Origin of the sequence: Paenibacillus albiflavus, assembly GCF_004344915.1 — a bacterium.
In the GTDB taxonomy this organism is placed as follows: Bacteria; Bacillota; Bacilli; order Paenibacillales; family NBRC-103111; genus Paenibacillus_AM; species Paenibacillus_AM albiflavus.
This window is the reverse complement of the sequence record NZ_SKFG01000008.1, coordinates 62,538-88,100: the sequence shown is the minus strand read 5'-3', so window position 1 is coordinate 88,100 and position 25,563 is coordinate 62,538. Positions and strand designations below refer to the sequence as shown.

The window sequence follows — 25,563 nt, the reverse complement described above, 5'->3', positions numbered from 1 at the left end:
ACAATCTCCTTCTGCTTCTATAAAGACGGTGAAACCGTTCCTTCTTGGGCGCGAATTTGGAAGGAACTGTCGTCTGCAATTGTATTTACTAAACGGCCAATGCCCTCAATCTCGGTAACAACTTCGTCCCCGACTGCAGTGTTGACTAGTCCTTCTGGTGTACCTGTAAGAATAATATCGCCTGTATTCAAGGTCATAAAGCTGCTCAAGTATTCAATCAATGCCGGAATGCTGAAGATCATGTCTTTGGTCGAGCCTTCTTGTGTTAATTTCCCATTCACATAGGTTCGAAGAGTCAAGTTCATCGGATCAGGAATATCTTTGGCATCAACGAGCCATGGACCGATCGGTGTACAGGTATCACGGTTCTTTACTTTCAAATTGGGGCGGTAATAGTTCTCCAAATAATCTCGAATCGCATAGTCGTTAGCTACGGTATAACCAGCAACATAATGATAGGCATCCATTTGCTTAACTTTGCGAGCAGTACGACCTATTACGACTGCAAGTTCGCATTCATAATGCATGTAGGTTGCATCAGCAGGGCGACGAGTTTGCGCACGATGACCAATAAAAGTATGGGGACCTTTCAGGAAAACAAGCGGTTCCGTTGGAGCTTTAAATGCTAGCTCTTTGGCATGATCTGCGTAATTCAAGCCTAGTGCAAATACGGTTCGGGGCTGTACAGGAGGCAGCCAGACAACTTCATGTTCGCTTACCTTACGACCATCCTCCAACTTAAGCAAGCCATCCACTTCGATTGCGTTATGTATGGCTCCCAAATAAGCTACACGCGCATGTTTCATTGTGCAGCACCTCCTCGTACAACTAGCATTTGTTCAGGTACAATCGGATTCTCCAAGCTACCAATTCCATCGATTTCAATGCGAACTCGATCGCCTGCTTTGGCAAGCGGAGCGTTCTCAGGTATACCTACAAGCAATATATCTCCGCTGCTGAGTGTCATAAAATCAGAAATATCAGCTATTAATTGTGATATTGAGCGTATGAGATTTGCAGTGTTATTTTCTTGGCTTAATTCCCCATTAATCAGTACGCGAATTCCTAATTGATCTGGATTGCTAATCGCATCTCGCTGAATGATCCAAGGTCCAACTGGACAAAATCCGTCACGTGAAAGCTGACTAACTGCAGGCCTATATACACTCTCATGTGGAACCCTGACATCATTGACGATCGTATAGCCTGCGACGTAGTCAAGTGCATTTGACTCGCATACTCGTGTAGCAGTTCGGCCGATAACAACACCTAATGCTGCTCCGATAGATACCTCTTCAATACCGTCAGGCAATGGAATAGGAATGCCGTAGCCAATGTGGGTATTCACGGGTTTAATATACAGAATGGGTGCTTTGGGTGGCGCGTTATAGGGTGCTTCGTTGATCGCATTTCCTAAGGCTGCAAGCGCTCCTTTGTAATTTAATAGCGTGCCGTAGATCATACCGGATGTTGGAACCTCCCACGAGAGCATATCGGTATGATAGCGTTTTCCATTTAAATTAACTGTATTGTCTGATGGAGAAACAATGGCTTGCTCAAGTTCATGCATGCCGCACAGCTTAATCATTGCATTGTTCATATGTTTCACTCCTGTTTCGTTCATTGCTACAAGATCGTTGGTTAGTAGATGAACTAGTATTTAGAATACTGTAGTTTTCATATATTATATCATATATGATATAACGTGAACAATACTGAAAATTCCAAAAAATAAACTCATAAGTAAAGACCCAAAAAGAGAGATCGAACGGATCATATAAGGCTGTTCAATGTCGGCTTTACTATTTCTAGTCACATGCTGATTTATGTTGTCTTTATTCAATATAATGCAATATTTAGCATAATATAATTATATATTGCATAATATATAGGGATATGTTATTTATATAGTATGTCATAAATAACGAAAAGAGGTCTACTATGAGTGGTATTGGCATTAGTGGTATGGGCAGAATTGGTAGGTTGTTAGTTCGAATTATGATGTCGGATAGGAACCTTTCACAACAACTAAAGGCAATTAACAGTACACATCCGGTAGAAACCATTGCACATTTATTAAAATACGATACCCTGCATGGAATTTGGAATGCAGATATAAAGTATGATGAGCAGACGATTACAATTAATGGACACCAAATTGCTTTTGTAATGGAGCGTGATCCGTCACAGCTTGCTTGGAATAAGCTTGGCGTTGAAATCGCGATTGATGCAACAGGTAAATTTACAGATCGTGCTGGGGCTGGATTGCATCTAACAGCGGGTGCGTCAAAGGTCATTGTTACGGCTCCAGGCAAGGGGCTGGATTTAACAGTTGTCATGGGAGTTAATCACGAGATGTATGACGATGACAAGCATCGTTTATTATCAGCAGCGTCCTGTACAACGAACTGCGTAGCACCGATTCTTAAGGTACTGGATGATGCGTTCAAGGTGAAAAGTGGATGGGTTACAACTGTACACGCTTATACGAATGATCAGCAGCATCTGGATAATCCGCATAAAGATTTACGTAGAGCACGCGCTTGTGGCCAGTCCATTATTCCGACCAAAACAGGCGTAGGCAAAGCACTTGTGGAGGTGCTTCCACATCTTGCTCCTGTAGTTCAAGGGATGGCATTGCGTGTTCCTGTGCCTGACGTATCTGCAGTCGATTTGGTTGCGCAGCTCTCTAGAGAAGTGACGGTAGAAGAAGTGAAGGAAGCATTTAAGCAAGCGATGGCAGGCGCTTATGCGGGGGTTGTCGCGATTAATGAAGAGCCACTTGTTTCTTCTGACTATATAGGTAACAGCCATTCAGTTATAGTCGATGGACTATCGCTGATGGCTGCTGGAGAACAGCTTAAGCTGCTCGCTTGGTATGATAATGAGTGGGGATATGCTTGCAGAGTGATTGATCTCGCAAGACATGTAGTTGCTTCACATGCTTTGAAGGGAGGTGAATTGTGTGATGCAGTCGGAAATCGTTAAAGCAAGTGCGAATAGCGGTTTATTGCTGGGTACTATCATCTGCCGTCATTGTAAAAACATTATTGATACACTGGATACGAATCGCGTGGCTTTATTCTATAGTGAGTGTAAGGATCCGAATTGCAATGCCGATAAATCCACTATTGAAGATTTGGATTAATTGAACTCATGCTATTTATTTTAACCATCAAGTCCATATTGCTTGATTTTATAGTAGAGGGCACCACGGGAAATGCTAAGCAGCCGTGCTGCCCTCGCTTTGTTGCCTCCTGTTCGCTCTAATGCCTCGATAATATGCGCTCGTTCAACTTCCTCCGAATGAACATGAAGCGGGACTGCTTGCTCGGTTAGATCAGTTAAGGTCGTAAGACGCATTGCCGGTGGCAGATCCTGAGAGCTTACAGGATGATTCATCGAGACGATGATTATATGCTCCATCACATTCTTAAGCTCTGGCAAATTGCCCGGCCAGTTATATGAAGTAAGAGCAGTCATCACCTCCGAGCTTAATTCAGGTACACGTTTGCCCATTTGTTCAGCAGCCTGCGATAAGAATAGTCGACATAATTCAGGCAGCTCTTGCTTCCGTTCCTGAAGAGAAGGGATATAGGTGGTCTGGAACGCATAGTATAAATCCTGTGTAATTAACCCTTGCGCTACATAAGATTCAATAGGAGCAGGAGCAGAAGCAAGTATACGACATGTCAAAGGAACAGAAGTTGTGCTTCCGACAGGATAATACCTGCGATCATGAATCACCTGCGCCAACTTCTCCTGCGTCGCCAGTGGTACGGTATGCAGATCTCGCAAATAAATCGTACCGTCGTGAGCGAGTCCCAATTTGCCAAGCTGCTTATCCGCTGTTTCCCCGTAAGCTTCCGCATGGAATCCGAATAGCTCCGAGTCGATCAATCCACTAGGAATCGAATTGCAACTAATCGATACGAAATTTCCTTGCTTGCCACCTGATTGATGCAGCCATTCCGCCATCGATCTCTTGCCGACACCTGTATGACCAACGAGCAGGAGAGGGTAGTTGAGTGTGCTCATTGGGGAAGTCTCGTCTATTTCTTCTTTTTTGAAAGGAAAAGCATAGGATTCTAGATTCTGTCCAGTAGGCTTGCTATACAGCTCAGCGCTTAATTTCACATATGACGTAATATTTCGTTCAATGGAGATGGCGCCAATAAGTTCTTGCTGCTCGTTATATACGGGATCGGTGTTAATGGTCACATGCATACCTGGCCTAGGTTCGTGGTACACATTGCGAACAGGGATACCGCTCTCCATTACTTGATAAAGCATAAGAGATTCTCTTGTAAAAAAATCTCCGATTCGCTTCCCAACGGTTTCTTCTCTCGTTATTCCATACGTTCTTTCCGCAGCTTCATTCCAATACAGAACAACGCCGTCCGCATCTACAATCGTAACTGCATCATTCATTGAATGGATTAAGACTTCAAAGAATGCATTCATCGAGTTAGGGTTCATCTGCTGCTGTCTCCTCCGATTCATAGGTACATTTCTAGCCATTATGGCAAATTCTATTCTACAAAACAATATGAAAATAATATGTCTCCAAATATAAGTTAGAATATTCAAAACTTATTTACAATTCAAGCATACTATGATTATAATTAATCATAAACTTAATTAAGTGTCCAATTATTGAACACTTTGTAGGATGACAGGGAGGCCTTGTACTACGGATGGAAACTTTGCTTAAGAATACGTTTCTATTTCTGTCTAAGAACAGATTTGCCAATCGTACAGCGAAGAAGTATGGATTGCGCCTAGGGGCTCAGCGATTCGTTGCAGGCGAGCAAATTATGGAAGCGATTGCAGCAGTACGGGAGTTAAACAATCAGGGGATCGTTGTCACTTTGGATCATCTGGGTGAGTTTATTTTTACAGAGGAAGAAGCAGCAGAATTAACAGATTGCTGTATTCGTACATTAGACGAAATCGCAAGCAGCGGAGTGAACGCTAACCTGTCACTTAAGATGACGCAGCTCGGTCTCGATATTTCAAGAGAACTTTGTATGCAGAATATGCGCAAAATTCTGGATACGGCATCTAAGCATCAAATTTTTGTCCGGATTGATATGGAGGATTATGCGCATAACGAGATTAGTCTTGCGATTTTTGAAGAATTACGCAAGGAATATGGAACAACAATTGGAATCGTCATTCAAGCTTATTTATACAAGAGTGAACAAGATATTGATCGCTTGCATGCGTACAGACCTAACCTCCGCTTAGTTAAAGGAGCTTATAAGGAACCGGCAGAAGTAGCATTTCCGAAGAAGGAAGATGTCGACAGCAATTATATCAAAATCATCGAAAAGCATTTATTAAATGGTGACTATGCAGCCGTTGCTTCGCATGACGATAAGATCATCGAGCATGTCAAGAAATTTGCGAAAGAGCATCAAATTCCGAATTCTCAATTCGAATTCCAAATGCTGTACGGCATTCGGACAGGGGCACAGCAGGAATTGGCCAAAGAAGGATATACGATGCGAGTGTATGTCCCTTATGGGAACGACTGGTATGGCTATTTTATGCGCCGCCTGGCCGAAAGACCTGCCAATGTTGGATTCGTGATTAAATCGATGTTTAAAAAATAGGAGGGATTTACAATGACAGTAACTCAGTATCGTAATGAACCATTCACAGATTTTACAGTTGAGGCGAATAAAACCGCTATGCTTCAAGCGCTTGAGAAGGTGAAGCAGGAGTTAGGCCAATCCTATCCGCTTATTATTAATGGGGAGAAGATTACAACAGATCGCAAGAGCACTTCCATCAACCCTGGTATGGTAGATCAAGTTGTTGGGGTAGTTGCACAAGCAGATCGTGAACTAGCAGATAAAGCGATCATGACAGCCTATACTAAGTTCAATGAGTGGCGCTTGGTAGATCCTGCTGTCCGCGCAGGTTACTTATTCAAAGCTTCTGCAATCATGCGTCGTCAAAAATTTGAATATTGTGCATGGCTTGTCTATGAAGTGGGTAAGAACTGGGCGGAAGCAGATGCGGATGTTGCAGAAGCGATTGACTTTCTAGAATTCTATGCAAGAGAAATGCTGCGCTTGAATGAACCACAGCCACTTGTTCCATATGAAGGCGAAGATAATCGCTTAACTTATATTCCACTTGGTGTTGGTGTTGTTATTCCTCCATGGAACTTCCCGCTAGCGATCATGGCTGGCATGACAACTGCGGCAATCGTGAGTGGTAACACTGTGGTGCTCAAGCCAGCATCGACTTCGCCAATTATTGCAGCTAAATTTGTCCAATTAATGGAGGAGGTTGGTTTGCCGGCAGGCGTACTGAATTTCCTTCCTGGCTCTGGATCAGAGATCGGCGATTACATCGTAGATCATCCGAAAACAAGATTCGTTTCCTTCACAGGCTCACGTGATGTAGGTCTTCGCATCAATGAGCGCATTGCCAAAACCGCTGAAGGGCAAATTTGGATCAAGCGTCTAGTGGCAGAAATGGGCGGTAAAGACGCAGTTGTCGTTGATGCTTCTGCTAACGTTGAAGAAGCAGCGACAGCGATTGTAGCATCTGCTTTTGGTTTCCAAGGACAGAAGTGTTCTGCAGGTTCAAGGGCTATCATTCACCGTGATGTTTATGATGAGGTCTTGCAGCGAGTCGTCTTGAAGACGAATGCTCTTCGTGTTGGCTTACCTGAGAATAATGATCCAATTGGTCCTGTAATCGATGACAAGGCTTATAACAAGATTCTGGAATACATTGAGATTGGTAAATCAGAAGGCGTTCTAGTAGCTGGAGGGGATAAAGCAGCAGGTAATGGCTACTACATTCAACCAACAGTAATCGCAGATGTGGCAGAAAATGCGCGCATCATGCTGGAAGAGATTTTCGGGCCTGTACTTGCGGTATGCAAAGCAGATAGCTTCGAACATGCCATTGATATATTTAACAATACGGAATATGGATTAACAGGCGCTGTCTTTAGTAGTGATCGTGAACACCTGGAGTATGCGCGTCAGCATATGCACTGTGGAAATCTCTACTTTAACCGAAAATGTACAGGAGCACTCGTAGGCGTGCATCCGTTTGGCGGATTTAATATGTCAGGTACTGACTCCAAAGCGGGCGGTCGCGATTACTTGCTGCTCTTCACGCAAGCAAAGCTAGTATCTGAGAAATTGTAATTCGGACTCTTTGTACAATTTAAATCTTTCATTAAAGCTATCTGTCAGGTAGGATTAATCTGACGGGTAGCTTTTTATATGAAGAACAAACATAGTCTTAGTTCGCATCGGTCCAGAGACCGAGTTTTTTTTCAACCTCTCGTCGCTTTTAAATAACCTGTGTATTAGGTAAACTGAATCTAGATAAGAGAGAAAGGAAGGAATCAGGATGAATGGACGTTTATTCGAAAGATGGATCTGGGGTCTTCTTATTATTGGTATTGGTGTAACCTTTCTATTAAAGCAATTAGGTGTGATTGATTTCGAAATTAATATCGGTCAACTATTCGTAACGTTTTGGCCGCTGTTCTTGATCATTCCAGGTTTACGAGGACTGCTGTTTCAAAGACGATATAGCTCGGGACAGAGCATTGGCAGCTTGTTCATGGTAGGAATTGGTTTTGTTTTCTTATCACAGAATTTGGATTGGTTTGCGTTTAGCTGGGGAACTCTGTTCAGTTTTATTTTCCCAGTGGGGATTATTCTATTCGGGCTATCCTTCTTATTCAGAAGTAAGAAGTATGACAACCACGATTCCAAAAATGACGATAAGTATTATCGAAAGTATGAGAAATACAAAAAGAAATATGAGGATAAGTACGATCACAGCTATGGCCCAGACTATAATAAAACGTATGATTCACATGAACCGCATGATTATAAGAGCGATCTGGGTGATTTAGACGATCTCGATCGGGAGTTCAAGGATGAATTCGGCAATTCGAAGAAACCAGGCTTTAAATTTGAAGCTACTTTTGGCTCAAGCTCTGATGATAAATATCGTCAGCCTAATGACTCGTACCATTATGTGAATACAGACTCTCCTAATAATCATAGACCGATTAATAAAAGCGGCTTTATCGGTGATGTGCATTTTGGCAGAGAAGGATACTGGGATTTAAAACCGCTGAATGTATCTCATTTTATAGGGGATACGATCATTGACTTAACGAAGGCTAACATTCCATATGGTGAAACGAAGATTAACGTGTCTTCATTTATAGGTGATGTCAAAATTTTTGTCCCGCATGATGTGGATGTAGAGGTAAATGTTACAGCAGCAACTTTCATTGGAGATCAGCGTATATTTGATCGTCGTGCAGAGGGCTTGTTTGGAAATACGAAATACGTAAGTGATTATTATTCAGAAGCACCGCGTAAGCTGCGGATTAATGTGAGTATGTTTATCGGTGATACGATCGTCAAAAAAGTTGGTTAACGCTTGAACGTTATCTTAAGCTAGGAGCAGCCAAATGTTTATATTTCGATATCGGGAATGGAATATTAAATGGCGCGTGATGATCTACTTCTTCTTATTCAGTGTAATTGCAGCCCTATGCTTGCTATTCTCCGTCGATTTATTTTACGTAAATCCACTTACGATGGAGGAGAAGCTGGTATGGGCTCTTGTGCTTATTCTTGTTGGACAAGTTATAGGCTATATGACTGCTAAATATATTCAAAGAGGAATAGATGCGCTGTATCTTGCGATGTTAGAAGTGAGTAAGGGGAATTTTAAAGCAAGAGTAAATAACGAATCTGTCCATTCTTTTCAGTATTTATATGACACCTTTAATAGTATGACGAGTAATCTAGAAGAGAGGATTACTTTGCTTCAGAAGCTTGGGCAGGAGAAAGCGCAGATTGAACAGGAGATCATCAACACGGCAGTTGTGGAGGAACGCAAGCGGCTTGCCAGAGATTTGCATGATACCGTTAGTCAAGAGCTGTTCGCCATCCATATGGCAGCCTCTACATTGCCGAAGATGCTAGAGAGCAATCCGCAGGCTGTTCCTGCACTTATGCAGCAGATGATCAAACTGTCTCATCATGCACAGAAACAGATGAGAGGGTTAATTTCGCAGCTTAGACCTATTGAACTGAATAACCATACCTTGGAAGAAGCGCTTGATAAATGGTTTCCTGAATATTGCCGTGCAAATGAGCTGACAGGTGTGCTAGATGTGCAGGTAGAAGGGGATATTCCTGATGTTATTGAGCATCAATTATTTTTGATGATTCAAGAGGCGATGGCCAATGTCGTTAAACATGCTTCTGCCTCACGAATTGTGCTAACACTCAAAGAATTGGATAATCAATTTATTATGCAAATCGAGGACAATGGCAAAGGATTCGATCGGAGTGATATTTCTTCTGCTTCTCATGGTCTGTCGACGATGAGAGAACGATCACAGCAGCTAGGAGGGGAGACTCAAATTACGAGTCAACTCGAGGTGGGTACCAAAGTTAGGGTAACCATACCGAAGCTTGATCAATTGGAAGCAGGACCAGAAAGGAAGGACAACGATGAGTAGTGTAATTAAAGTGATGTTAGTTGATGATCACGAGATGGTTCGTGCTGGTCTTAAAATGTATATTACGTTAGATTCCCGGTTTACGATAGTAGCGGAAGCGAGCAATGGGCAAGAGGCTGTAAATCTATTGCAATCTATGAATCCGGATGATCGGCCTGATGTTATGCTGCTAGATTTATCAATGCCTGTGATGAACGGGATTGAGACTGCTAGAGAAGTAGGGGAGAATTATCCTCAAATCAAGGTTGTCATGTTGACGAGCTTTCTGGAAGAAGAGAAGGTCGTACAGGCAATTGAGGCAGGAGCCATCAGTTATATTCTCAAAACGGTGTCTTCTGATCAATTAATCGAAGTCATAGCCAATGCTGCGGCAGGTATTCCAACAATTAACTCCGAAATATCCATGGCGCTAACAAGAGGTTTGAGGCAGCGTACGAAAGAGGAAGATACGGATGGATTGACGCTGCGCGAGCGGGAAGTGTTAACACTAATTGCGGATGGCAGAACAAACAAGGAAATTGCAGAGGCTTTGTTTATTAGTATCAAAACCGTTAAAACCCATGTAAGTAATCTGCTTATGAAATGTGAGCTGGAAGATCGAACTCAGCTTGCTGTTTATGCCCACCGTAAAGGATGGGCAAGCACAGCAAAATAAGGGGTGCAGCTATACTTTACGAGGCAAGCGTATTGTAATGGTTGTGCCCTTGCCAGGTTCACTATCGACCATAATCGTCCCATGATGAAGCTTGACGATATTCTCCGCGATGGAGAGACCGAGCCCGACGCCGCCATGTTTGCGGTTGCGGGCTTTATCTGTTCTGTAGAAGCGATCGAATAGATGCGGAATATCTTCTTTAGCGATTCCGATCCCTTCATCGATCACTTTAATTTTGATATGATGCAATTCTTCACCCACATGGATACGAATCGGTTTCTTACTATATTTAATTGCATTATCCAGCATGATAATGACCAATTGCTTGATTTTTTCTGGGTCCGCTTTAATCATAAGTGCTTCATCGTTATCTTTGGCAAATTCCGTATGAATCTTCCGGTGGAAGGTGAGTTGAATGGATGAAGCGGTTGACTCAACTAGTGATTCCAGATCGAAAATGACCCATTTCATACGTTCTTCCTCATCCAAATCAATCAGATTAAGCAAATTATTAATCAACTCTTTAAGTCGTATGGACTCCGAGTGGATGGCATCTAACGCTTCTTCGCGCAAAGCAGCGTCGTTTGCAGCCCAACGTCTGAGCAAACTCGCATAGCTCTCGATAATCGTCAATGGTGTACGAAGCTCATGCGAGGCATCTCCGATAAATTGCCTTTGTCGTTCGAAAGTTTGCTCTAGCCGCGCAATCATATCATTAAAGGTATGACCTAGCTGGGATATTTCATTGTTCTTGCTATTTGGATCCACCTCTAATCGCTTGAAGGTGCCACTCTGATAAATGGCTTCCATCGTATGCGCTAATCTGCTGATTGGCTCAAAGATCACACGGGCGTAGAAGTATCCACCTAGTAGTGAAGCAATAATAGCACCGATCGAGGTGAAAATGAGAACGGAGACGAGCATGCCAATATATTTCTCTAGCGTATTGAGTTTGCGGCCGATTTCGAGTATGGCGACTTGCTCCTGATTATGAAAAACCGGTACCTGAACATACACGGATATACCGTCAGACAAGCTAATGTCCTGCACCGAATTAGGCTTCATAAGCTCCACATATTTTGCAGGATACTTCAGCAGCTTTGCATCTGTTCCCATGATTCGTTTAACAGATGAATCCTTGCTGATAATGCGGATCATCTCGTTCGGAATGAGAAATTCTTTAATGTAATTCGGATCTTCCCAAAACTCAGGATGATTTATGATGTCTCGTTCCATGAGTGTCGCGACTTTCTGCTGCAGCAGTTCAATTTCGGAATTAGAGGAAACATTGATGAAAAAATAAAGTAAAAAAATGTTATACAGCATTAATATGACAATGAGCCATAAAGATAAGAGCAGCGTCAGCTTAACCTTAAGACTCATGGCCGTCGTTGTCCTTCACCAGATAACCTACTCCACGAATCGTATGAATGACTTTACCAGGAAAACCCTTCTCAATTTTTTGACGCAAATACCGGATATACACATCCACAATATTCGTATCGCCGACAAATTCATATCCCCATACATCCGTAATAATATCTTCGCGTGTACGCACTTCACCTTTGTGCTGGATGAGGTACAGCAGTAACTCGAACTCCTTCGGCGTGAGTTCGATGGATTGATCACCGCGTGTAACCTCGCGGCTGCGGACATTGATTTGCACGTCATCTACGTGCAATATAGCAGGTTCTGCCTCGCTCGGCGCTTGCTGCTGCGTCGTTAGACGCAGCAGGTTGCGGATTCGAGCGAGCAGCTCTTCGATGGCGAACGGCTTGGTCACATAATCGTTCGCCCCTTGATCGAGCCCGGATACGCGATCTGGAACCGCATCGCGTGCGGTTAGCAGAATAACGGGCACGGTAGTATTCGTCTGGCGCAGACGGCGCAGCACTTCAAGGCCGCTTAGCTCAGGGAGCATAATATCAAGCAGAATAAGATCCCATGGCTCTGCAAGCGCAAGCTCAAGACCTTTGCGTCCATCCTCAGCACGACTTGCTTCATAGCCTTCATATTGAAGTTCAAGTTGAAGAACGCGGGCGATTTTGTCTTCGTCCTCAATTATTAGAATTTTGCTCATGTTGTTGTCCGCCTCCTTATAACTTTCCTCTTTAAAATTATTAACTTATTTGCATGAAAAAACGCATCCGTCCTAATATAAGACGAATGCGTTTCAAAAAAAGTTTAGATGAGACTCTATTTATTTAACGATTTGTTTACCTGAGATTCGACCAAAAGTAATGATATCGGCAATTGCATTACCGCCAAGTCGGTTGGAACCGTGAATAACACCCGTTACTTCGCCTGCTGCAAACAGACCTTCAATAACTTTTCCTTCTGTATTCAATACTCGTGTATCTGTATCGATAACCAAGCCACCCATTGTATGGTGCACGGATGGTACGGCTTTTTGAATGAAGTATGGACCTTTAGCCAAGGAAACCAAGCCAGCGCGGTGGTTGAAATCCAGATCCTTGCCTGTTTTTGCATATTCGTTAACTTTATCAATGGTAGCTTGTAGTTTCGCAGGATCAATATTGAAGAACTTTGCAGCATCTTCAAGAGTATCTGCTTTATACAGCACGCCATCTTTAATCATTTGCTCATATTCATCTGGATGAGCAGCGATTGTTTTACTGATTTCTTCAAGACCTTGATTCCATAATTGGTACGCATAGCGACCTTCTTGCGCCAAAATGGCTTGAGAGATTACATCACGACGCTCTAGTTCCTCAACAAAACGCTCGCCGCTTTGATTGATCAGAATAGCGCCATCAAAGCGTGAATCTGCCACGAGGGAGATAACACCAGTTTTCGGATTACAGATCGGGTAAGTTTGGATATTCTTCATGTTTGTAATGTCAGCGTTGATTTCTTGTGCCATCACAATTCCGTCGCCCGTCGAACCTGGCGTGTCTGTAGACATATAGGTATCATCCAACTCCGGATTGTATTTAACGCGCATCTCGACGTTAGAACCGAAACCACCTGATGCGATGATAACGCCTTTGCTTGCGTTAAACGTAATTTTTTGTCCAGCACCGCTGGTAGCTTCAACGCCTGTTACTTTGCCATTTGCATCCGTAAGGAGTTTCTCAGCTTTCATATCGGTTTTAATTGGAATTTGAAGCTCATCTGTTTTGGCTTTGAACTTTTTGATGAGCTCTGCACCCGTGTGACCGACTGGAATCAACGCACGTTTGCGGGAATGTCCTCCGAATTGGAACAATTGATCAGGAATGAACTCAACTTTGATTTCATCGCGGAGCCATTCAGCAGAACCAAGAGCTTGCTCGGCAAGAATTCGAACCATTTCCGGGTTTCCGACATTGTCTCCGCCCTTCATTGTATCTTCATAGAACAGTTCAACGTTGTCATCTGTAATGCCAACCGCTTGCTGTACCCATGTGTTAGGGGCATTCATTTCACCACCGGAAATAAGCGTGTTGCCGCCTACTGTAGGCATTTTTTCCAGAATAATGACATTTGCTCCAGCCTGCTTCGCCTCAATTGCTGCACTAAAGCCTGCACCGCCTGCACCGATAACAACGACATCGAAGTTCTGAACGGCTTCTTCAGTTTGTGCGCTGCTGCCTGCTGCAGAGCCTGCAGCTAGTGTAATGCCAGCTTTTGAGATCGCATCAGCAATTGCAGCAAGGTATCCTTTGCTAGTTTCAGAAGAGCCGCTGATTGCATCCACTTCTGAGCTGTTTGCTTGCATAACGTTCTCTTTAAGCTTGGTGTAAACTGGCTCAGCCAGTACTTCATTTTCCTTTTGTTCCAATACTTTAATGTCAATAATTTTTCCATCAGCGAAGGAAACCTCAACCTTGATGTCTCCATGTTTACCGTTTCCAATGCCTATCGATTTGATAACACCGTCAGCTGTAGAATCTTCCTTTGATCCGCATGCTGTCATCGTAAATATTAAGCAGAGCGAAAGGACTAAAGCAATAATTTTAGTAGCACGTTTATTCATAGCTCCTCCTAAAAAATAATTATTCACTTACTAATGTGCAAAAAACGCGATTAGGCAAACAGACAATAGGCGGCTGTTCAAGCATGCTGATCGGCCCACTGAGTTCACATAAGTGATCATGACAGTCAGAATCTATCATCGTGACTGAGCCGTTCTTGATGCGAACAGTGTTCATACCTCGTTCGGTAACAACACTTATCGTTTGTGTATACTGCTCATCTGGAATGGTGACCCGTTCGTACAGTTGATCAGCCACATAGATCTCCAGAACCTTAACACCTGAGTCGGAATTAGCCATTATCCTAGACACCGACTGGAAGCCAAATAGACCGACTGCACATACCACGACAATACCGACTAAAATAAAATCCCACTTTTTGATCCCTCAGCACCCTCTTTGCATTAAACTTGTAAGACCCTATACGTGAAAATTTTCACAATATAAATTATAGTCCGCTGCTTTTGAAAAGTATTTGCACAAACTGTCCTTTTTTTATCTATTTCGGGCATTGTTTAGCAATACAATGACTAAGTTCATTTGAGAAAAACACAGTTCATGTATCAATAAAAGTATGAAAACGATACAACGCAAGATTACTTTATATGCAGGCAGTTGCTTTTTATTGCTTTTTATTGCACTAATGGCCGCTATCTTTATAGAAATGGAGCAGACCGTAGTACCGCTTAATATGAGCTTGACGCAGCAAATTGTTAATGCTCGAAGTGAGCAGATTTCTTATTGGTTTGAGCAGCGGATTGGCGAAATTGAGCTGCTGGCAGCAAATGGAATTGAGCATAACTGGAGCCGAGAAGACATGCTTCATGAAGTAAATAGACTTGAAGCTATGCGTCCTGATGAATATGAATCGATACGTATAGTGGATCAGGATGGTTGGTCCTGGTCCAGGGGCGATGAGGCATTCTCAATTGTTAAGCGGGAATATTTTTTGCGCCTGCTCGCTTCAAAAGATCCATACGTCGTGAGTAATGTGATCCAGTCTCACGCGTCAAATCACGCAGAAATTGTAGTGATTCTTTATCGCGTATCTCCACTTGTTACCAAGGATATTGCTTATATTGCAGCAGCTGTTCCGATCGGCAAAATGAAAGAGATTGCAGATGACATCTACGTGTATGATGGATTGGGAAAATTGATGGTGGATCATGAGGACCGTGGTGACGAACAGCTTGCACAAGAAGAGGGCTCATCCGAAATGACTACCTTTACAAGCGAGATCACGCGAGTTCCGGGGTGGAAGCTTGTATTCGAAGTGCCGCAATCTCAGCTTTCCAAGGGTATCATCCGTACACAGCGCTCCGTTGCGATCGTCGGGTGCTGCTTGGGGATATTCTTTCTCATCCTGCTGCTGCTCCTTGCAAATTCTATTGTAAAACCGATTCGCTTTTTGCAGCAGCAGATGAGAAAGGTAGAAACAGGTGACTGGAGCATTCGCGCTCATGTACAGCAAAGAGATGAAATTGGTGACTTAAGCAAAAGCTTTAACCAGATGATGACCAGACTATATCATTATGAGCACGAGAAAAAGGAGATGGAATTGCGGCTTATTCAGGAGCAGATCAAGCCTCATTTTCTCTACAACACGCTGGATACGATCCAGTGGCAGGCGGGTGCGCACGGTGCTGATGATGTTGTGGAAATGGTAGAGGCGCTAAGTACTTATTTCAGGTTGGGACTCGGCAGCGACAATCAATATGTGACATTGGAACAGGAGTTCCATCACGTTGAAAGCTATCTGCATATTCAGTGCGTGCGATATGAGGATATTCTTGAATATGAACTTTTGTATGAGGAGCATCTTGGACAAGAACAGATTATTCGCTTCCTGCTGCAGCCGCTTGTGGAAAATGCGATCTATCATGGGATCAAACCGCTTGCAGATCGTAAAAGCAAAATTTCGATTCGTGCTTATGAGGCGGACCTGGAACTGCACATCGTCGTCGAGAATAACGGTGTAGACATACCAGAAGATCGAATGGATGTTATTCGAACTGCACTTTCGAGCTGCAAATGGAAGGATGGAACGATTGGTTTTGGTCTTTATAGTGTAAACCATCGATTAAAGCTTGCTTACGGAGAGTCGTATGGTCTTCATGTAGTAAGTGGCAGTGGGCTGACGAGGATGGAAATTCATGTGCCGATGGAGGTAGTGAAAGCTGATGTGGCAAGTCATAATCGTAGATGATGAAAGCATTATTCGCAAAGGATTAAAACAATATATCGAAGAGTGCAGTTTGCCGTTTCGAGTGATTGGCTTAGCCCGCAATGCGGCGGAGGCGATGGAGCTCATGGAACAGACTGCACCTCATGTGCTGTTCGTGGATATCAATATGCCCGATGTCAACGGTCTTGACTTGCTGCGATTGGTGAAGTGTCGCTTTGAGCGAATTGTGGCGGTTATGATCAGCGGTTATGATCATTTTGATTATGCTCGTCAGGCACTGCAATTGCAGGCTTTTGATTATATGCTCAAGCCTGTACCAAAGAGTGATTTGAAGCGCTTGCTGCTTAGGCTTGATCAGCATTTACGCAGCATTTATGGCGATGATCAAGTGGAAGTGGTGAAGACCAAAGGACAAGCTGTGCAAGGAGAGGCATTGATAGGGGGGAGTGACGGGTCAGTCGTGTTATGCAAGGTAACGGCCTATATCGAGAACTACTACTATGATCCCGATATGAACGTTTCTCGTGTGGCGGCTATGTTTCATATGAATCATACGTATTTGAGCAAGCGAATGAAACAAGAACTTGGCGCTACATTTCTGGAATATTTAACGGAGCTACGCATCTCAAAGGCGAAGGAAATACTGGATAACTCGATGCACAACATCAAAATAGGCGATTTGGCAGTCAAGGTTGGATATACAAACCAGTATTATTTCAGCCGTCTGTTCAAGAATCGAGTAGGAATGAGTCCTCTTGAATACAAAAACAGAGATGCGTAGCTCCATTGGTTTATCAGGAACTATTTTTTTATTTTACTAGGAAAATTCATTTCTGGTGAAGTCAGTTTATCATAGAACTCAGCGAATTTATCCCTGTCCTCTGAATCACGTACTGCCATAGCAACGCGTGGATGTTCATTTAATGCACCAGCGATCATGTAAGGGATGATATAGCCCCATTCTACTTTTTCACGCATATCGATCATATGATTCTGAATAATTTCAAGCACAGGTTTAAGCTCGTAACGCGGGTTCTTCAGGTATGATACAAGAAGCTCAGTAGCGCAGTTACCTGCTGCACGTCCCATTCCGTATACGGAGGAATCAAGGAAAGTAACGCCTTTGTTTGCACCCACTAATGTGTTAGCAAAAGCAAGCTGTAAATTGTTATGCATATGCATGCCAAGTGTTTTCTCAGGCAGCTGACGTTGGAACTTCGTTACCAGGTAATCGATGTCTGTGAAGTCCATTGAGCCGTAGGAGTCTACGATGTATACAACATCTACAGGACTCTTGGCAATAAGTTGGAATGCTTCATGCAATTCATTCTCCATCACATGTGATAATGCCATGATGTTCAAGGATGTTTCATAGCCCCTATCATGGAACATCTGTATAAGCGCCAGACCTTTCTCAAGATCTTTCACATAGCAGGCAACACGAATTAAATCTAATTGGGAATCTTCGCGAAGCAGAATGTCATTCTCATCGACACGACCAATATCAACAAGGGCGGATAGCTTCGTTTCTGTTTTATTCGGAATGACTTCTTTAAGAAAGTCTTCATTTAGAAAACGCCAAGGTCCAGCATCCGCACCTTTTAGTAGCTTTGGAGAGTTTTTATAGCCGATTTCCATATATTCAACGCCTGCGGCGCTAAGTCCACGATACATATCTTGTACAAATTGCACGCTAAAATCCCAGTTGTTCACCAGTCCCCCATCACGAATCGTGCAATCTAAAATTTTGTGATTATTAAGCTTTAATGCAGTCATGCTTTTCCCCTACCCTTCCGGCATTTTGTTTTTAGCAACTATTATTACTTATTTTGACTCTTATTGTCAAACAAATTATTAGATAAATATGTTATTTTAAGTGGAATACAGCTAAAAGTGAGGAGATCGTGAATAAATGATAGAGATGGATCAACAAGCGTTATTACATGCACGAGATGTTGCGATTCAAGCGGCTAAATTGGCAGGGGAAATGGCAAGAAGCCGTTTGCGGGATAAATTCGACATTCAGTTGAAAGACGAGTCTGGCGATCTAGTGACAGAGATTGACCTTGCGGCGGATCAGGCCATTGTGGATATGATCATGAAAGCTTTTCCTCATCATCTCATCTATAGTGAGGAAGCGGGGGAGAGTGGAGAGCATAGTCCTTATGTATGGCATATTGATCCACTTGATGGAACGAACAATTTTGCAATTGGCATGCCTTTATTCGGGGTATCGATTTCATTGAGCTATCAGCAAGAAACGATACTTGGAGTCGTTCATGATTCGTATATGCAGGAAACGTATTGGGCTATAAAGGGGCAAGGCGCATGGCTGAACGAATACGCAGTCGTAAATCGTCCAGTTCCACAACTATTGAAATCAACGCTTTCGTGGATACAAGGGCATGTGGTAAGTAAATCCGATGAGACAGCTCTTCGACTTAGACAATCATTAGAATCCTCTTTCAAAAGAGTGCTGCGTCTCTGGGCACCATCCCTTACATGGGTGATGCTGGCTAGAGGTGATTTGGGCGGTATTGTTCTTTATCGATCGGAGGGGCAGGATCTATATGCAGGCGTTCGAATTGCAATGGAAGCAGGTGTGCGTGTAACAGATCATCATGGGATGCTGATTGATCGTTGGGATCGAGAGATACCATGCTTAGTTGCTGCTCACCCTGATCATCATGAACAATTGCTGAGTATAGTTAGAGCTGTGCTAACGACTACTGAAGAAGATTGATATTTCCAATGATTGGAAGGGGACGCATTATCCCGCCTGCAGCATTTAGCATGCCCACAAACATTAGAAATACGATGCCCAGATTAGCAAGCGGCAGCAGCAGCCAACCGATAAAAGGAACAAGTCCAAGCATCATATTGCATGCCATGAAGGTTAATAAAAGCACCAATCCCTGATTGCAATGATACATAGCAAATCGTGAATTTCGCGCCGCTATTAATGGAAGAAAGAATAAGATATATGCAAAAATGGCAAATATTTTGGCAAACCGAGTATCAGATGATTGAAACATGACGGAACACCTCTTTTGGTATAGGAATTCTTCTATTATATGTATGCATTGGACTAGCGAAAAAGAAGAACAAGCCAGCTCGTTTCATTTCGATCCGCGAATTGAATTTCAATCAATTGCAGATGCTACATCGTAATGATGGAAGTGAAAGGAGCTGCTCCAGATGAGCTTAGGACCGATTCTTGTTCAGTTTCGGGAAGAGGATGACACGAAGCTGGCGATGCATGCATTAGAAGAGCTTGGCTATCTTGCAGGAATGTTCGATTATGGGGGTAAAGCAGCACTACACGTTCATGTGGTCAACCAAGACCTCACCTCAGCTCTTGAAATCGTGCAAGCCTATGGAGGCGATCTAATTGAGGTGAATCAGGGGGAAGAGGCTAAGCTTTATAATGAAGCATATAATCTCGATACAATTCCAATTCCAGCTCATTTGGTGAATGAAATTGGAGAAGATATAGATCCGGATTCAAGTGATTACGTCAATACACTTGCAGCTGACGATGCAATTAGTGGTTTTGATGCAGGCATCCACCTTTAATGGTGTAACTGTGGCGGCTTTCGCTGCATTGACATAGATGCGCTTGACCAAGAAGAAAGGCGCTCAGAAGTTCACAACTTCTTGAGCGCCTTTTGTCTGTTTTTTTATTCTTCTTGAATTTGCTTAGGAGGTACGGGCATATGGTGTGTACCGCTCCATTTTTCGTAGAATAGCTGTTTATTGCGTTTAAATAAATTGCGCAGCACATCAAAGATAAACCAGATGTTTAGTGCAAACACAATTAGTCCCAGAGCCAGTTGAATGAATATGCTGTTTGATACACCGCTTGCTAGAATCGGGGATAACACCCAATTTGGAATTCCAATTACACCATACAGCAAGGCATAACGTTTGAACAATTCATTAAAAGTAACACGTCCGTGAGCGCCGACAACCTTGATTCGTAGCAGCCATTTGCCAAATGTTTGCCCATCTTTCATGCTTGGAATGAGCATGAAATAAATACAAATGGATATAAAGAGCCATGCGATGGAATTTACATTTCTGCCTAAGGTACCAATGCTATTAGGCAGAATAAGTGAGCCGATAAGAAATAAGAGAGGGGATGCAATCCCTACTATAGTCCAATCAATGATTAGCGCAAGGAATCTTTGTACGAATCCAACCGGACGATTGATCAGATCCTTATTCGCATCAAGCTGGTTAGATTGTGGCAGCATGGATGTAATCAGTGGCGTAATCGCAAATCCGAGCATCGCTCCGCTTGTATTAAGCAGCAGGTCATCCACATCGAATAGACGGTAAGGGCAATTATATATACCGTATAAGCCGGTAAGCTGAGTAACTTCAAAAAATAAAGACGTGCTAAACGATATCAAGAGCGCTGCTTTCCATGAGCGGCGGAAGTAGTATCTGAGATAGATGCCTAACGGCATGAGCAGCAAGAAATTAAAGATGACCTGAAGGAAGGCGCGTTCTTTAAATAGCCGTATATAAGTCATTGGAGCAGACCAATCGAGATTCACCTCATTTAGAAAATCCGTGACGAATGTAAAAGGAATGAGTGACATGAAATGCGAATTTGGATTTTGCGTTGCGCATGTATTTCTCGTATTAGGAAGCGGGAGGATAACAAGATAGTACGCTGTCATGATAAAGAGCAGCATGGAATACAGCACGCTTGCTCGTATCCAGTTGATGTAGCTGTATTTGCGATATTGAAAAATGAGAAACGGCATGGTCAAGAAGAATGCCGCAATCGGAAACGTTATGAATGCTGTTTTAATTGGAAATAAATATGTACCCACTATAGCTCTCCCTTGATGTAATGATATGAATATAACCTATTGAGGCGGATTTATTCAATCATAAATGACACATTAAAAAGATGACTTCCGTTTTAAGAAGCCATCTTTGCTAAGTAGTTTTATGTTGGATTGACTGCTAGTGCTGTGATGTATTCATCTGAATCCAACTTGTGCCAAACCAAGTGTTGATGAGCACCCAGTCATTCCAGCGCTCCAAGGCTTCAACGGATTGTGGCGTTAGTTCGCCAAGCTTTCCTTTGCCATCTTGATTTGGATGAGAATATAAAATCGTTTGATCTACCAACTCGATGGTTTCTGTGTACTTCTCGCTATGTCCTTGCAGATAAGGGATAGAATCGAGATGTATCCACTTTGAACCGAGCCATGTCGATATTCGGTACCAGTCGCCAAGCTTAGCTTCGGTCGTTACTTTGCCAGAAAGCTCTTCGCCGACAGGATAAGCTTCATCGGGACGATTGTATAGTTTGGCTGTTTCTAGCAATTGAATATTCTCGCTAGCTTTAACCATTGCAGGACGTTCCCGCCATAATTTATATCCCTCAGCGGCTGTGTAAAGTCCAATATCTTGATTCTTCCCCCAAATGCCAGGGAAGGCCGAGAGTGGGAGACTTGTCTCCTCCAGGTAGCCTCCAAGCTCCAAAGTAAACCCAGGTCGATTGAAGTCTTGAATGAACCAATCTGTGAAGCCGCCGCCAGAAGGGTCTTTCGTAGGCTTAAATTGGCTGTATCCTGTCATGCGAGTAATCGTGTCAGCCATCGCTTTATCACGAGCTAAATGTTCTGGCTTCGTATTGAAATACCAGTACAATATTTCACCTGATGTATGATAAGATAGCGCAATCTCTGGATCAATTTCGTAGGTAAAATCAATCATGCTTCTAGCTTCTGCTGCTACAGCGGGGGCTGTACCCTTATAATTCTTAAACGTGGGAAATTTGGAGACATCGCGAATGCTATCCCACATGGCTGGATACTGTCGATTAATATCAATGCCCTGGGCATTGGCTTTCCAATGATTAAAATTCGTGCTGTTACCGTTCATTTGGATTAAGCTGGCATGATAGTTTGCTGGAAAAGCGTTTAATCCCTTCTGTTGAAGTGTAACGCCATCAGGATTAACCATCGGAACGAACCAAATGGAGCAGTTATCGAGCAATTCACGTACGATGTACTGATTATATTTCATATTGTGCTCGTAAGCGTAAGCATATCGATCGATCATGTGCATAACGAGATTCGTTCCGATCCATTCCCTGGCATGCTGGGAGGCATCGATAAGTACACTCGCTTCTCCTTTTCCAAGCTTCACGGCCTTGATTTCACGTCCAAAAGCCGTTGTCCCAATGGATTTCACTTCAATTAATTCTGGATAGGCTTCTGCAAGCTGATCGATTTGCTGTAACATCAATTCGTAGGTAATCATTTGAGAGGGATCCACTATATCGGTAGTGTTCGATGATGAGTCGGCATTTGCTGTATTTACATGACCAATAAACATCCCTACTGCAAGCACAACTGCGAGTAATCGCGGCAGTTTTCTAAGCTGTCTGGTAGGTCTCATGTTCTTTTCTCCTAAACTATTCATGATCTCGTAATAGTTTAATAGATTTTCGACATTAATTCTATAATTTCGAATAATAAAAATAATATTTTGTCGTAATATGCAGAAAAAATAGACTTAAGCTTTCGCAAAGCTTAAGTCGAGATAAGGGAAGATGTATGCTCTCGGGAGAGTTCGGTTAAATTTACATTTGCTCAGGGGATTGGATGCCGAGTAGGTTCAATCCAAGCTTAAGCACTTTGCCCGTGGCACAAGTGATTTGTAACTTGATGGTTCGAATCGATTCATCATCTACAAGAATACGTTCCTCATGATAGAAAAGGTTGAATTTTCGGCAGACGAGTAGGAGATAACGAGCTATGATAGAAGGCTCATTCTTCTCTGTTCCCTTTTGCAGCACGGCAGGATAGTTAGCTAATTCGTTAATTAAATCCCAAGCAGCATCGGATTCCAACACATGCAAGCCTTCTGTTGGAATTTCAAGTAGTTCAACGTGTGCCATGTTGCCTTTGCTTAGTACGCTTTGAGTACGAGCATAGGTGTATTGTACATATGGACCTGTTTCTCCATCAAAATTTAGGGCATCCTCCATGGAAAAATTCACTTCATTCATCCGGTTGTTCTTCAGGTCGCCAAACAGAATCGCACCGATTCCTACGGCTTCTGCAACGTTATCCTTGTCAGATAAGTCTGGATTTTTCTGTTCGATAATCGCCTTAGCATGCTCTATCGCTTCTGAAAGCACTTCTTCGAGAAAAATAACTTTACCTCTGCGTGTTGACATTTTCTTGCCTTCAAATTTCATGAGGCCGAAGGAGACATGCTCACATTCCTTAGACCATGCTCTACCCATCTTATTCAAGACGGAGAACACTTGGTTAAAATGCAGTGTTTGCTCATTCCCGACAACATAGAGCAGACGATCTCCACGCATCGTATCATAACGATAAATAGCTGTTGCGAGATCCCGGGTCGGATAGATGGTCGTACCATCAGATTTCAGAATGAGGCAAGGTGGTATATTGTGTTCATCAAGTCGAACAACAAGTGCGCCATCACTTTCTTCAAGTAAGGAATGCGTACGCAATTCTTGCACGACAGCGTCCATTTTATCATTGTAGAAGCTTTCACCAAGATAATGATCGAACTTCACGTCTAGCTGCCGATACATGCGCTCGAATTCTTCCAAGCTAATAGACACGAAGAATTGCCATAGTTTGTGAGCTTCTTCATCGCCTTGTTCAAGCTTAAGAAACCAATGACGGGCTTCGATCTCCAGCTCAGGCTCAGCTTCTGCTTCATCATGGAATTTAACGTAGAGGTCCAAGCATTGTTTGATCGTTAATGATTGTAACTGATCAGCATTTCCCCAGCGCTTATAAGCTGCAATCATCTTTCCGAACTGTGTTCCCCAATCTCCAAGGTGATTCACACGGACTGCTTCATACCCTAATGCTGTGTACATGCGATATAGAGCACCGCCGATAACAGTTGAGCGTAAATGTCCGATGCCGAACGGTTTCGCGATGTTAGGTGAAGACATGTCGATGATGATACGAATACCATTACCAATCTGTGATTGACCAAAATGCTCTTGCAGGATCACATCGAGCAGCAGACTACCGTATTCTTTGCGATCTAAGTAGAAGTTGAGATAGGCGCCAGCTGCCTGGGCGTGGATACCGCTTCTTCCCAGGCTGTTAATTTGCTCTGCAATGTCCACAGCGATAGCAGCAGGAGATTTACGCATGGATTTCGCAAGAGCAAAGCAGGGAAAAGCTAAGTCACCAAGCGCCAACTGCGGCGGTGGTTCAAGCAAAGCTGCAATTTGATTTTTATCCATTGGAACAAATGACTGTAATAATGTTGTAACGACACGCTTTTGAATCATGTATGAATCCCTCCTCTATCTAACGCAAAAAAGCTCTCGTCTCAATAAAGAGACGAGAGCTATAGTTCCCGTGGTACCACCCTTTGTGCTATAAGTGAAGCCGCATACTGCCACACTTACAACCACTCAAACGTTAACGGCGTTAGCCGATCCATCATACTTAGTCAGTGTATACACATCTAACCTTTGTGAGGATATCTCATGGGTGCGCTTCTTCATAGGTTACGTACCGACTCACACTAGTCTCGGCTCGCTGAACGTAAGGTTCCTTGAATACTGTCCCAATCATTGATTTGAAATGTTAAATTGCAGCTATTATATCGAATCCATATCTAATTATCAATAAGTAAGTGCCAAGAAATTCCGAATATTTTAGAAAACTTTAATACCGAGTACATGATCAAGCGGGATATTTCCCATTTTACGACTATCTAAGCTGTTGTTGCGGTTATCTCCCAGTACAAAAATAGAACCTTCAGGCACATTCCAAACCTCATCCGTGTTATAGTTCATCGGACCGTTGATATATGGCTCGTCAAGTGCAGCGCCATTACGATAAACTTTGTTATCCTTGATCGTGATCGTATCGCCCGGTTTACCAATAACACGTTTAACATAATTGGTTCTTCCATCTTCGACTCCTGCAATGAATTGAATGACAGGGTGACCCAGGAATGCATCCTTGAATGTATATGGGCGATCAACTCGGCTATCTAAGATGACGATGTCGCCATAGTCTGGCAAGTACGAGAACGTATGCATGAGCTTGGATACATAGATTCTTTCATTATTATGCAAAGTCGGAACCATCGACTCGCCATTTACCTTATATGGTTGAAAGAGATAAATACCTATAATAAGCACAAGCACTACAGCTATAAGCAAAGATTGCACCCA

Annotated in this window: 24 protein-coding genes and 1 other annotated feature; of the genes, 11 read left to right on the top strand and 13 right to left on the bottom strand. The window is 43.0% G+C overall.

Features of this window, described 5'->3' with window-relative positions; translation table 11 throughout:
- Positions 1 to 17 precede the first annotated feature (17 nt).
- Positions 18 to 806 (bottom strand): fumarylacetoacetate hydrolase family protein, encoded by a 789-nt coding sequence (locus E0485_RS09695; protein WP_132417831.1) that lies wholly within the window; start codon positions 804 to 806, stop codon positions 18 to 20.
- On the bottom strand, positions 803 to 1,600 hold the full coding sequence (locus tag E0485_RS09690) for a fumarylacetoacetate hydrolase family protein (protein WP_132417830.1): 798 nt from the start codon (positions 1,598 to 1,600) through the stop codon (positions 803 to 805). Before E0485_RS09690 ends, E0485_RS09695 begins: the two co-directional genes overlap by 4 nt.
- A gap of 341 nt (positions 1,601 to 1,941) precedes the next feature.
- On the opposite strand from E0485_RS09690, the gene gap reads away from it, so the two are divergent.
- Positions 1,942 to 2,988: a type I glyceraldehyde-3-phosphate dehydrogenase gene (gap, locus tag E0485_RS09685; protein WP_132417829.1), complete on the top strand. Its 1,047-nt coding sequence runs from the start codon at positions 1,942 to 1,944 to the stop codon at positions 2,986 to 2,988.
- On the top strand, positions 2,969 to 3,148 hold the full coding sequence (locus E0485_RS09680; RefSeq protein ID WP_268957537.1) for a GapA-binding peptide SR1P: 180 nt from the start codon (positions 2,969 to 2,971) through the stop codon (positions 3,146 to 3,148). The genes gap and E0485_RS09680 overlap by 20 nt, the downstream gene beginning before the upstream one ends.
- Positions 3,149 to 3,168: 20 nt before the next feature.
- On the opposite strand, the gene E0485_RS09675 is transcribed toward E0485_RS09680, so the two are convergent.
- Positions 3,169 to 4,479 carry a sigma 54-interacting transcriptional regulator gene (locus E0485_RS09675; RefSeq protein WP_132417827.1) on the bottom strand — a complete coding sequence of 437 codons (1,311 nt, stop codon included), beginning with the start codon at positions 4,477 to 4,479 and terminating at the stop codon, positions 3,169 to 3,171.
- 218 nt (positions 4,480 to 4,697) lie between these two features.
- On the opposite strand from E0485_RS09675, the gene E0485_RS09670 reads away from it, so the two are divergent.
- The 5 genes from E0485_RS09670 to E0485_RS09650 all read left to right on the top strand — a co-directional run bounded on the left by E0485_RS09670 (position 4,698) and on the right by E0485_RS09650 (position 10,187).
- Entirely contained in the window at positions 4,698 to 5,618 is a 921-nt protein-coding gene (locus E0485_RS09670; RefSeq protein ID WP_132417826.1) for a proline dehydrogenase family protein, read from the top strand.
- A gap of 12 nt (positions 5,619 to 5,630) precedes the next feature.
- Positions 5,631 to 7,178: an L-glutamate gamma-semialdehyde dehydrogenase gene (gene pruA / locus E0485_RS09665; protein WP_132417825.1), complete on the top strand. Its 1,548-nt coding sequence runs from the start codon at positions 5,631 to 5,633 to the stop codon at positions 7,176 to 7,178.
- A gap of 208 nt (positions 7,179 to 7,386) precedes the next feature.
- The gene (liaF, locus tag E0485_RS09660) at positions 7,387 to 8,436 is read left to right on the top strand and encodes a cell wall-active antibiotics response protein LiaF (RefSeq protein WP_132417824.1); all 1,050 of its coding nucleotides are present in this window, start codon (positions 7,387 to 7,389) and stop codon (positions 8,434 to 8,436) included.
- A 34-nt stretch (positions 8,437 to 8,470) separates the two neighbouring features.
- Positions 8,471 to 9,532 (top strand): sensor histidine kinase, encoded by a 1,062-nt coding sequence (locus tag E0485_RS09655; RefSeq protein ID WP_132417823.1) that lies wholly within the window; start codon positions 8,471 to 8,473, stop codon positions 9,530 to 9,532.
- The gene (locus E0485_RS09650) at positions 9,525 to 10,187 is read left to right on the top strand and encodes a response regulator (RefSeq protein ID WP_132417822.1); all 663 of its coding nucleotides are present in this window, start codon (positions 9,525 to 9,527) and stop codon (positions 10,185 to 10,187) included. Before E0485_RS09655 ends, E0485_RS09650 begins: the two co-directional genes overlap by 8 nt.
- Positions 10,188 to 10,196: 9 nt before the next feature.
- Here the strand turns inward: E0485_RS09650 and E0485_RS09645 are convergent, their stop codons facing one another.
- From E0485_RS09645 to E0485_RS09630, 4 genes are all read right to left on the bottom strand, one after another.
- Positions 10,197 to 11,570, bottom strand: coding sequence for a sensor histidine kinase (locus E0485_RS09645; protein WP_132417821.1), 1,374 nt, complete (start codon positions 11,568 to 11,570; stop codon positions 10,197 to 10,199).
- Positions 11,560 to 12,267 (bottom strand): response regulator transcription factor, encoded by a 708-nt coding sequence (locus tag E0485_RS09640; protein ID WP_132417820.1) that lies wholly within the window; start codon positions 12,265 to 12,267, stop codon positions 11,560 to 11,562. Before E0485_RS09640 ends, E0485_RS09645 begins: the two co-directional genes overlap by 11 nt.
- A 120-nt stretch (positions 12,268 to 12,387) precedes the next feature.
- Positions 12,388 to 14,166: a flavocytochrome c gene (locus E0485_RS09635; RefSeq protein WP_132417819.1), complete on the bottom strand. Its 1,779-nt coding sequence runs from the start codon at positions 14,164 to 14,166 to the stop codon at positions 12,388 to 12,390.
- A gap of 19 nt (positions 14,167 to 14,185) precedes the next feature.
- Positions 14,186 to 14,512 (bottom strand): NusG domain II-containing protein, encoded by a 327-nt coding sequence (locus E0485_RS09630; protein ID WP_165921136.1) that lies wholly within the window; start codon positions 14,510 to 14,512, stop codon positions 14,186 to 14,188.
- A gap of 226 nt (positions 14,513 to 14,738) precedes the next feature.
- On the opposite strand from E0485_RS09630, the gene E0485_RS09625 reads away from it, so the two are divergent.
- Both E0485_RS09625 and E0485_RS09620 read left to right on the top strand, forming a co-directional pair.
- Positions 14,739 to 16,370 carry a sensor histidine kinase gene (locus tag E0485_RS09625; protein WP_132417817.1) on the top strand — a complete coding sequence of 544 codons (1,632 nt, stop codon included), beginning with the start codon at positions 14,739 to 14,741 and terminating at the stop codon, positions 16,368 to 16,370.
- Positions 16,345 to 17,130 (top strand): response regulator transcription factor, encoded by a 786-nt coding sequence (locus E0485_RS09620; protein ID WP_132417816.1) that lies wholly within the window; start codon positions 16,345 to 16,347, stop codon positions 17,128 to 17,130. The genes E0485_RS09625 and E0485_RS09620 overlap by 26 nt, the downstream gene beginning before the upstream one ends.
- A gap of 20 nt (positions 17,131 to 17,150) precedes the next feature.
- Here the strand turns inward: E0485_RS09620 and E0485_RS09615 are convergent, their stop codons facing one another.
- Positions 17,151 to 18,125 (bottom strand): aldolase catalytic domain-containing protein, encoded by a 975-nt coding sequence (locus E0485_RS09615; protein WP_132417815.1) that lies wholly within the window; start codon positions 18,123 to 18,125, stop codon positions 17,151 to 17,153.
- 136 nt (positions 18,126 to 18,261) lie between these two features.
- Between E0485_RS09615 and E0485_RS09610 the strand changes: the two genes are divergently transcribed.
- Positions 18,262 to 19,092: an inositol monophosphatase family protein gene (locus tag E0485_RS09610; protein ID WP_235857513.1), complete on the top strand. Its 831-nt coding sequence runs from the start codon at positions 18,262 to 18,264 to the stop codon at positions 19,090 to 19,092.
- Here the strand turns inward: E0485_RS09610 and E0485_RS09605 are convergent.
- Positions 19,076 to 19,384 (bottom strand): hypothetical protein, encoded by a 309-nt coding sequence (locus E0485_RS09605; protein WP_132417814.1) that lies wholly within the window; start codon positions 19,382 to 19,384, stop codon positions 19,076 to 19,078. The two genes, E0485_RS09610 and E0485_RS09605, sit on opposite strands and share 17 nt — an antisense overlap.
- Before the next feature lie 163 nt (positions 19,385 to 19,547).
- On the opposite strand from E0485_RS09605, the gene E0485_RS09600 reads away from it, so the two are divergent.
- On the top strand, positions 19,548 to 19,925 hold the full coding sequence (locus tag E0485_RS09600) for a hypothetical protein (protein WP_132417813.1): 378 nt from the start codon (positions 19,548 to 19,550) through the stop codon (positions 19,923 to 19,925).
- 104 nt (positions 19,926 to 20,029) lie between these two features.
- On the opposite strand, the gene E0485_RS09595 is transcribed toward E0485_RS09600, so the two are convergent.
- The 4 genes from E0485_RS09595 to lepB all read right to left on the bottom strand — a co-directional run bounded on the left by E0485_RS09595 (position 20,030) and on the right by lepB (position 25,560).
- Complete coding sequence (locus E0485_RS09595) at positions 20,030 to 21,193, bottom strand: VanZ family protein (RefSeq protein WP_132417812.1); 1,164 nt, start codon at positions 21,191 to 21,193, stop codon at positions 20,030 to 20,032.
- A gap of 136 nt (positions 21,194 to 21,329) precedes the next feature.
- On the bottom strand, positions 21,330 to 22,775 hold the full coding sequence (locus tag E0485_RS09590) for a M14 family zinc carboxypeptidase (protein WP_132417811.1): 1,446 nt from the start codon (positions 22,773 to 22,775) through the stop codon (positions 21,330 to 21,332).
- Between the two features lie 184 nt (positions 22,776 to 22,959).
- Positions 22,960 to 24,666 carry an arginine--tRNA ligase gene (argS, locus tag E0485_RS09585; RefSeq protein WP_132417810.1) on the bottom strand — a complete coding sequence of 569 codons (1,707 nt, stop codon included), beginning with the start codon at positions 24,664 to 24,666 and terminating at the stop codon, positions 22,960 to 22,962.
- Positions 24,667 to 24,711: 45 nt separating this feature from the next.
- Positions 24,712 to 24,964: a binding site (T-box leader), on the bottom strand.
- 74 nt (positions 24,965 to 25,038) lie between these two features.
- Positions 25,039 to 25,560 carry a signal peptidase I gene (gene lepB / locus E0485_RS09580; RefSeq protein ID WP_407944839.1) on the bottom strand — a complete coding sequence of 174 codons (522 nt, stop codon included), beginning with the start codon at positions 25,558 to 25,560 and terminating at the stop codon, positions 25,039 to 25,041.
- Between the last annotated feature and the right edge of the window lie 3 nt (positions 25,561 to 25,563).

Bases quoted from the DNA above. Each gene is read 5' to 3' on its own strand.
- argS (WP_132417810.1), bottom strand. From the start codon at position 24,666: ATGATTCAAAAGCGTGTCGTTACAACATTATTACAGTCATTTGTTCCA.
- liaF (WP_132417824.1), top strand. From the start codon at position 7,387: ATGAATGGACGTTTATTCGAAAGATGGATCTGGGGTCTTCTTATTATT.
- E0485_RS09645 (WP_132417821.1), bottom strand. From the start codon at position 11,570: ATGAGTCTTAAGGTTAAGCTGACGCTGCTCTTATCTTTATGGCTCATT.
- E0485_RS09690 (WP_132417830.1), bottom strand. From the start codon at position 1,600: ATGAACAATGCAATGATTAAGCTGTGCGGCATGCATGAACTTGAGCAA.
- E0485_RS09655 (WP_132417823.1), top strand. From the start codon at position 8,471: ATGTTTATATTTCGATATCGGGAATGGAATATTAAATGGCGCGTGATG.
- E0485_RS09600 (WP_132417813.1), top strand. From the start codon at position 19,548: ATGAGCTTAGGACCGATTCTTGTTCAGTTTCGGGAAGAGGATGACACG.
- E0485_RS09610 (WP_235857513.1), top strand. From the start codon at position 18,262: ATGATAGAGATGGATCAACAAGCGTTATTACATGCACGAGATGTTGCG.
- E0485_RS09615 (WP_132417815.1), bottom strand. From the start codon at position 18,125: ATGACTGCATTAAAGCTTAATAATCACAAAATTTTAGATTGCACGATT.
- E0485_RS09625 (WP_132417817.1), top strand. From the start codon at position 14,739: ATGAAAACGATACAACGCAAGATTACTTTATATGCAGGCAGTTGCTTT.
- E0485_RS09605 (WP_132417814.1), bottom strand. From the start codon at position 19,384: ATGTTTCAATCATCTGATACTCGGTTTGCCAAAATATTTGCCATTTTT.
- E0485_RS09650 (WP_132417822.1), top strand. From the start codon at position 9,525: ATGAGTAGTGTAATTAAAGTGATGTTAGTTGATGATCACGAGATGGTT.
- E0485_RS09680 (WP_268957537.1), top strand. From the start codon at position 2,969: ATGCAGTCGGAAATCGTTAAAGCAAGTGCGAATAGCGGTTTATTGCTG.
- E0485_RS09590 (WP_132417811.1), bottom strand. From the start codon at position 22,775: ATGAGACCTACCAGACAGCTTAGAAAACTGCCGCGATTACTCGCAGTT.
- E0485_RS09640 (WP_132417820.1), bottom strand. From the start codon at position 12,267: ATGAGCAAAATTCTAATAATTGAGGACGAAGACAAAATCGCCCGCGTT.
- gap (WP_132417829.1), top strand. From the start codon at position 1,942: ATGAGTGGTATTGGCATTAGTGGTATGGGCAGAATTGGTAGGTTGTTA.
- E0485_RS09670 (WP_132417826.1), top strand. From the start codon at position 4,698: ATGGAAACTTTGCTTAAGAATACGTTTCTATTTCTGTCTAAGAACAGA.
- E0485_RS09675 (WP_132417827.1), bottom strand. From the start codon at position 4,479: ATGAACCCTAACTCGATGAATGCATTCTTTGAAGTCTTAATCCATTCA.
- E0485_RS09695 (WP_132417831.1), bottom strand. From the start codon at position 806: ATGAAACATGCGCGTGTAGCTTATTTGGGAGCCATACATAACGCAATC.
- pruA (WP_132417825.1), top strand. From the start codon at position 5,631: ATGACAGTAACTCAGTATCGTAATGAACCATTCACAGATTTTACAGTT.
- E0485_RS09635 (WP_132417819.1), bottom strand. From the start codon at position 14,166: ATGAATAAACGTGCTACTAAAATTATTGCTTTAGTCCTTTCGCTCTGC.
- E0485_RS09620 (WP_132417816.1), top strand. From the start codon at position 16,345: ATGTGGCAAGTCATAATCGTAGATGATGAAAGCATTATTCGCAAAGGA.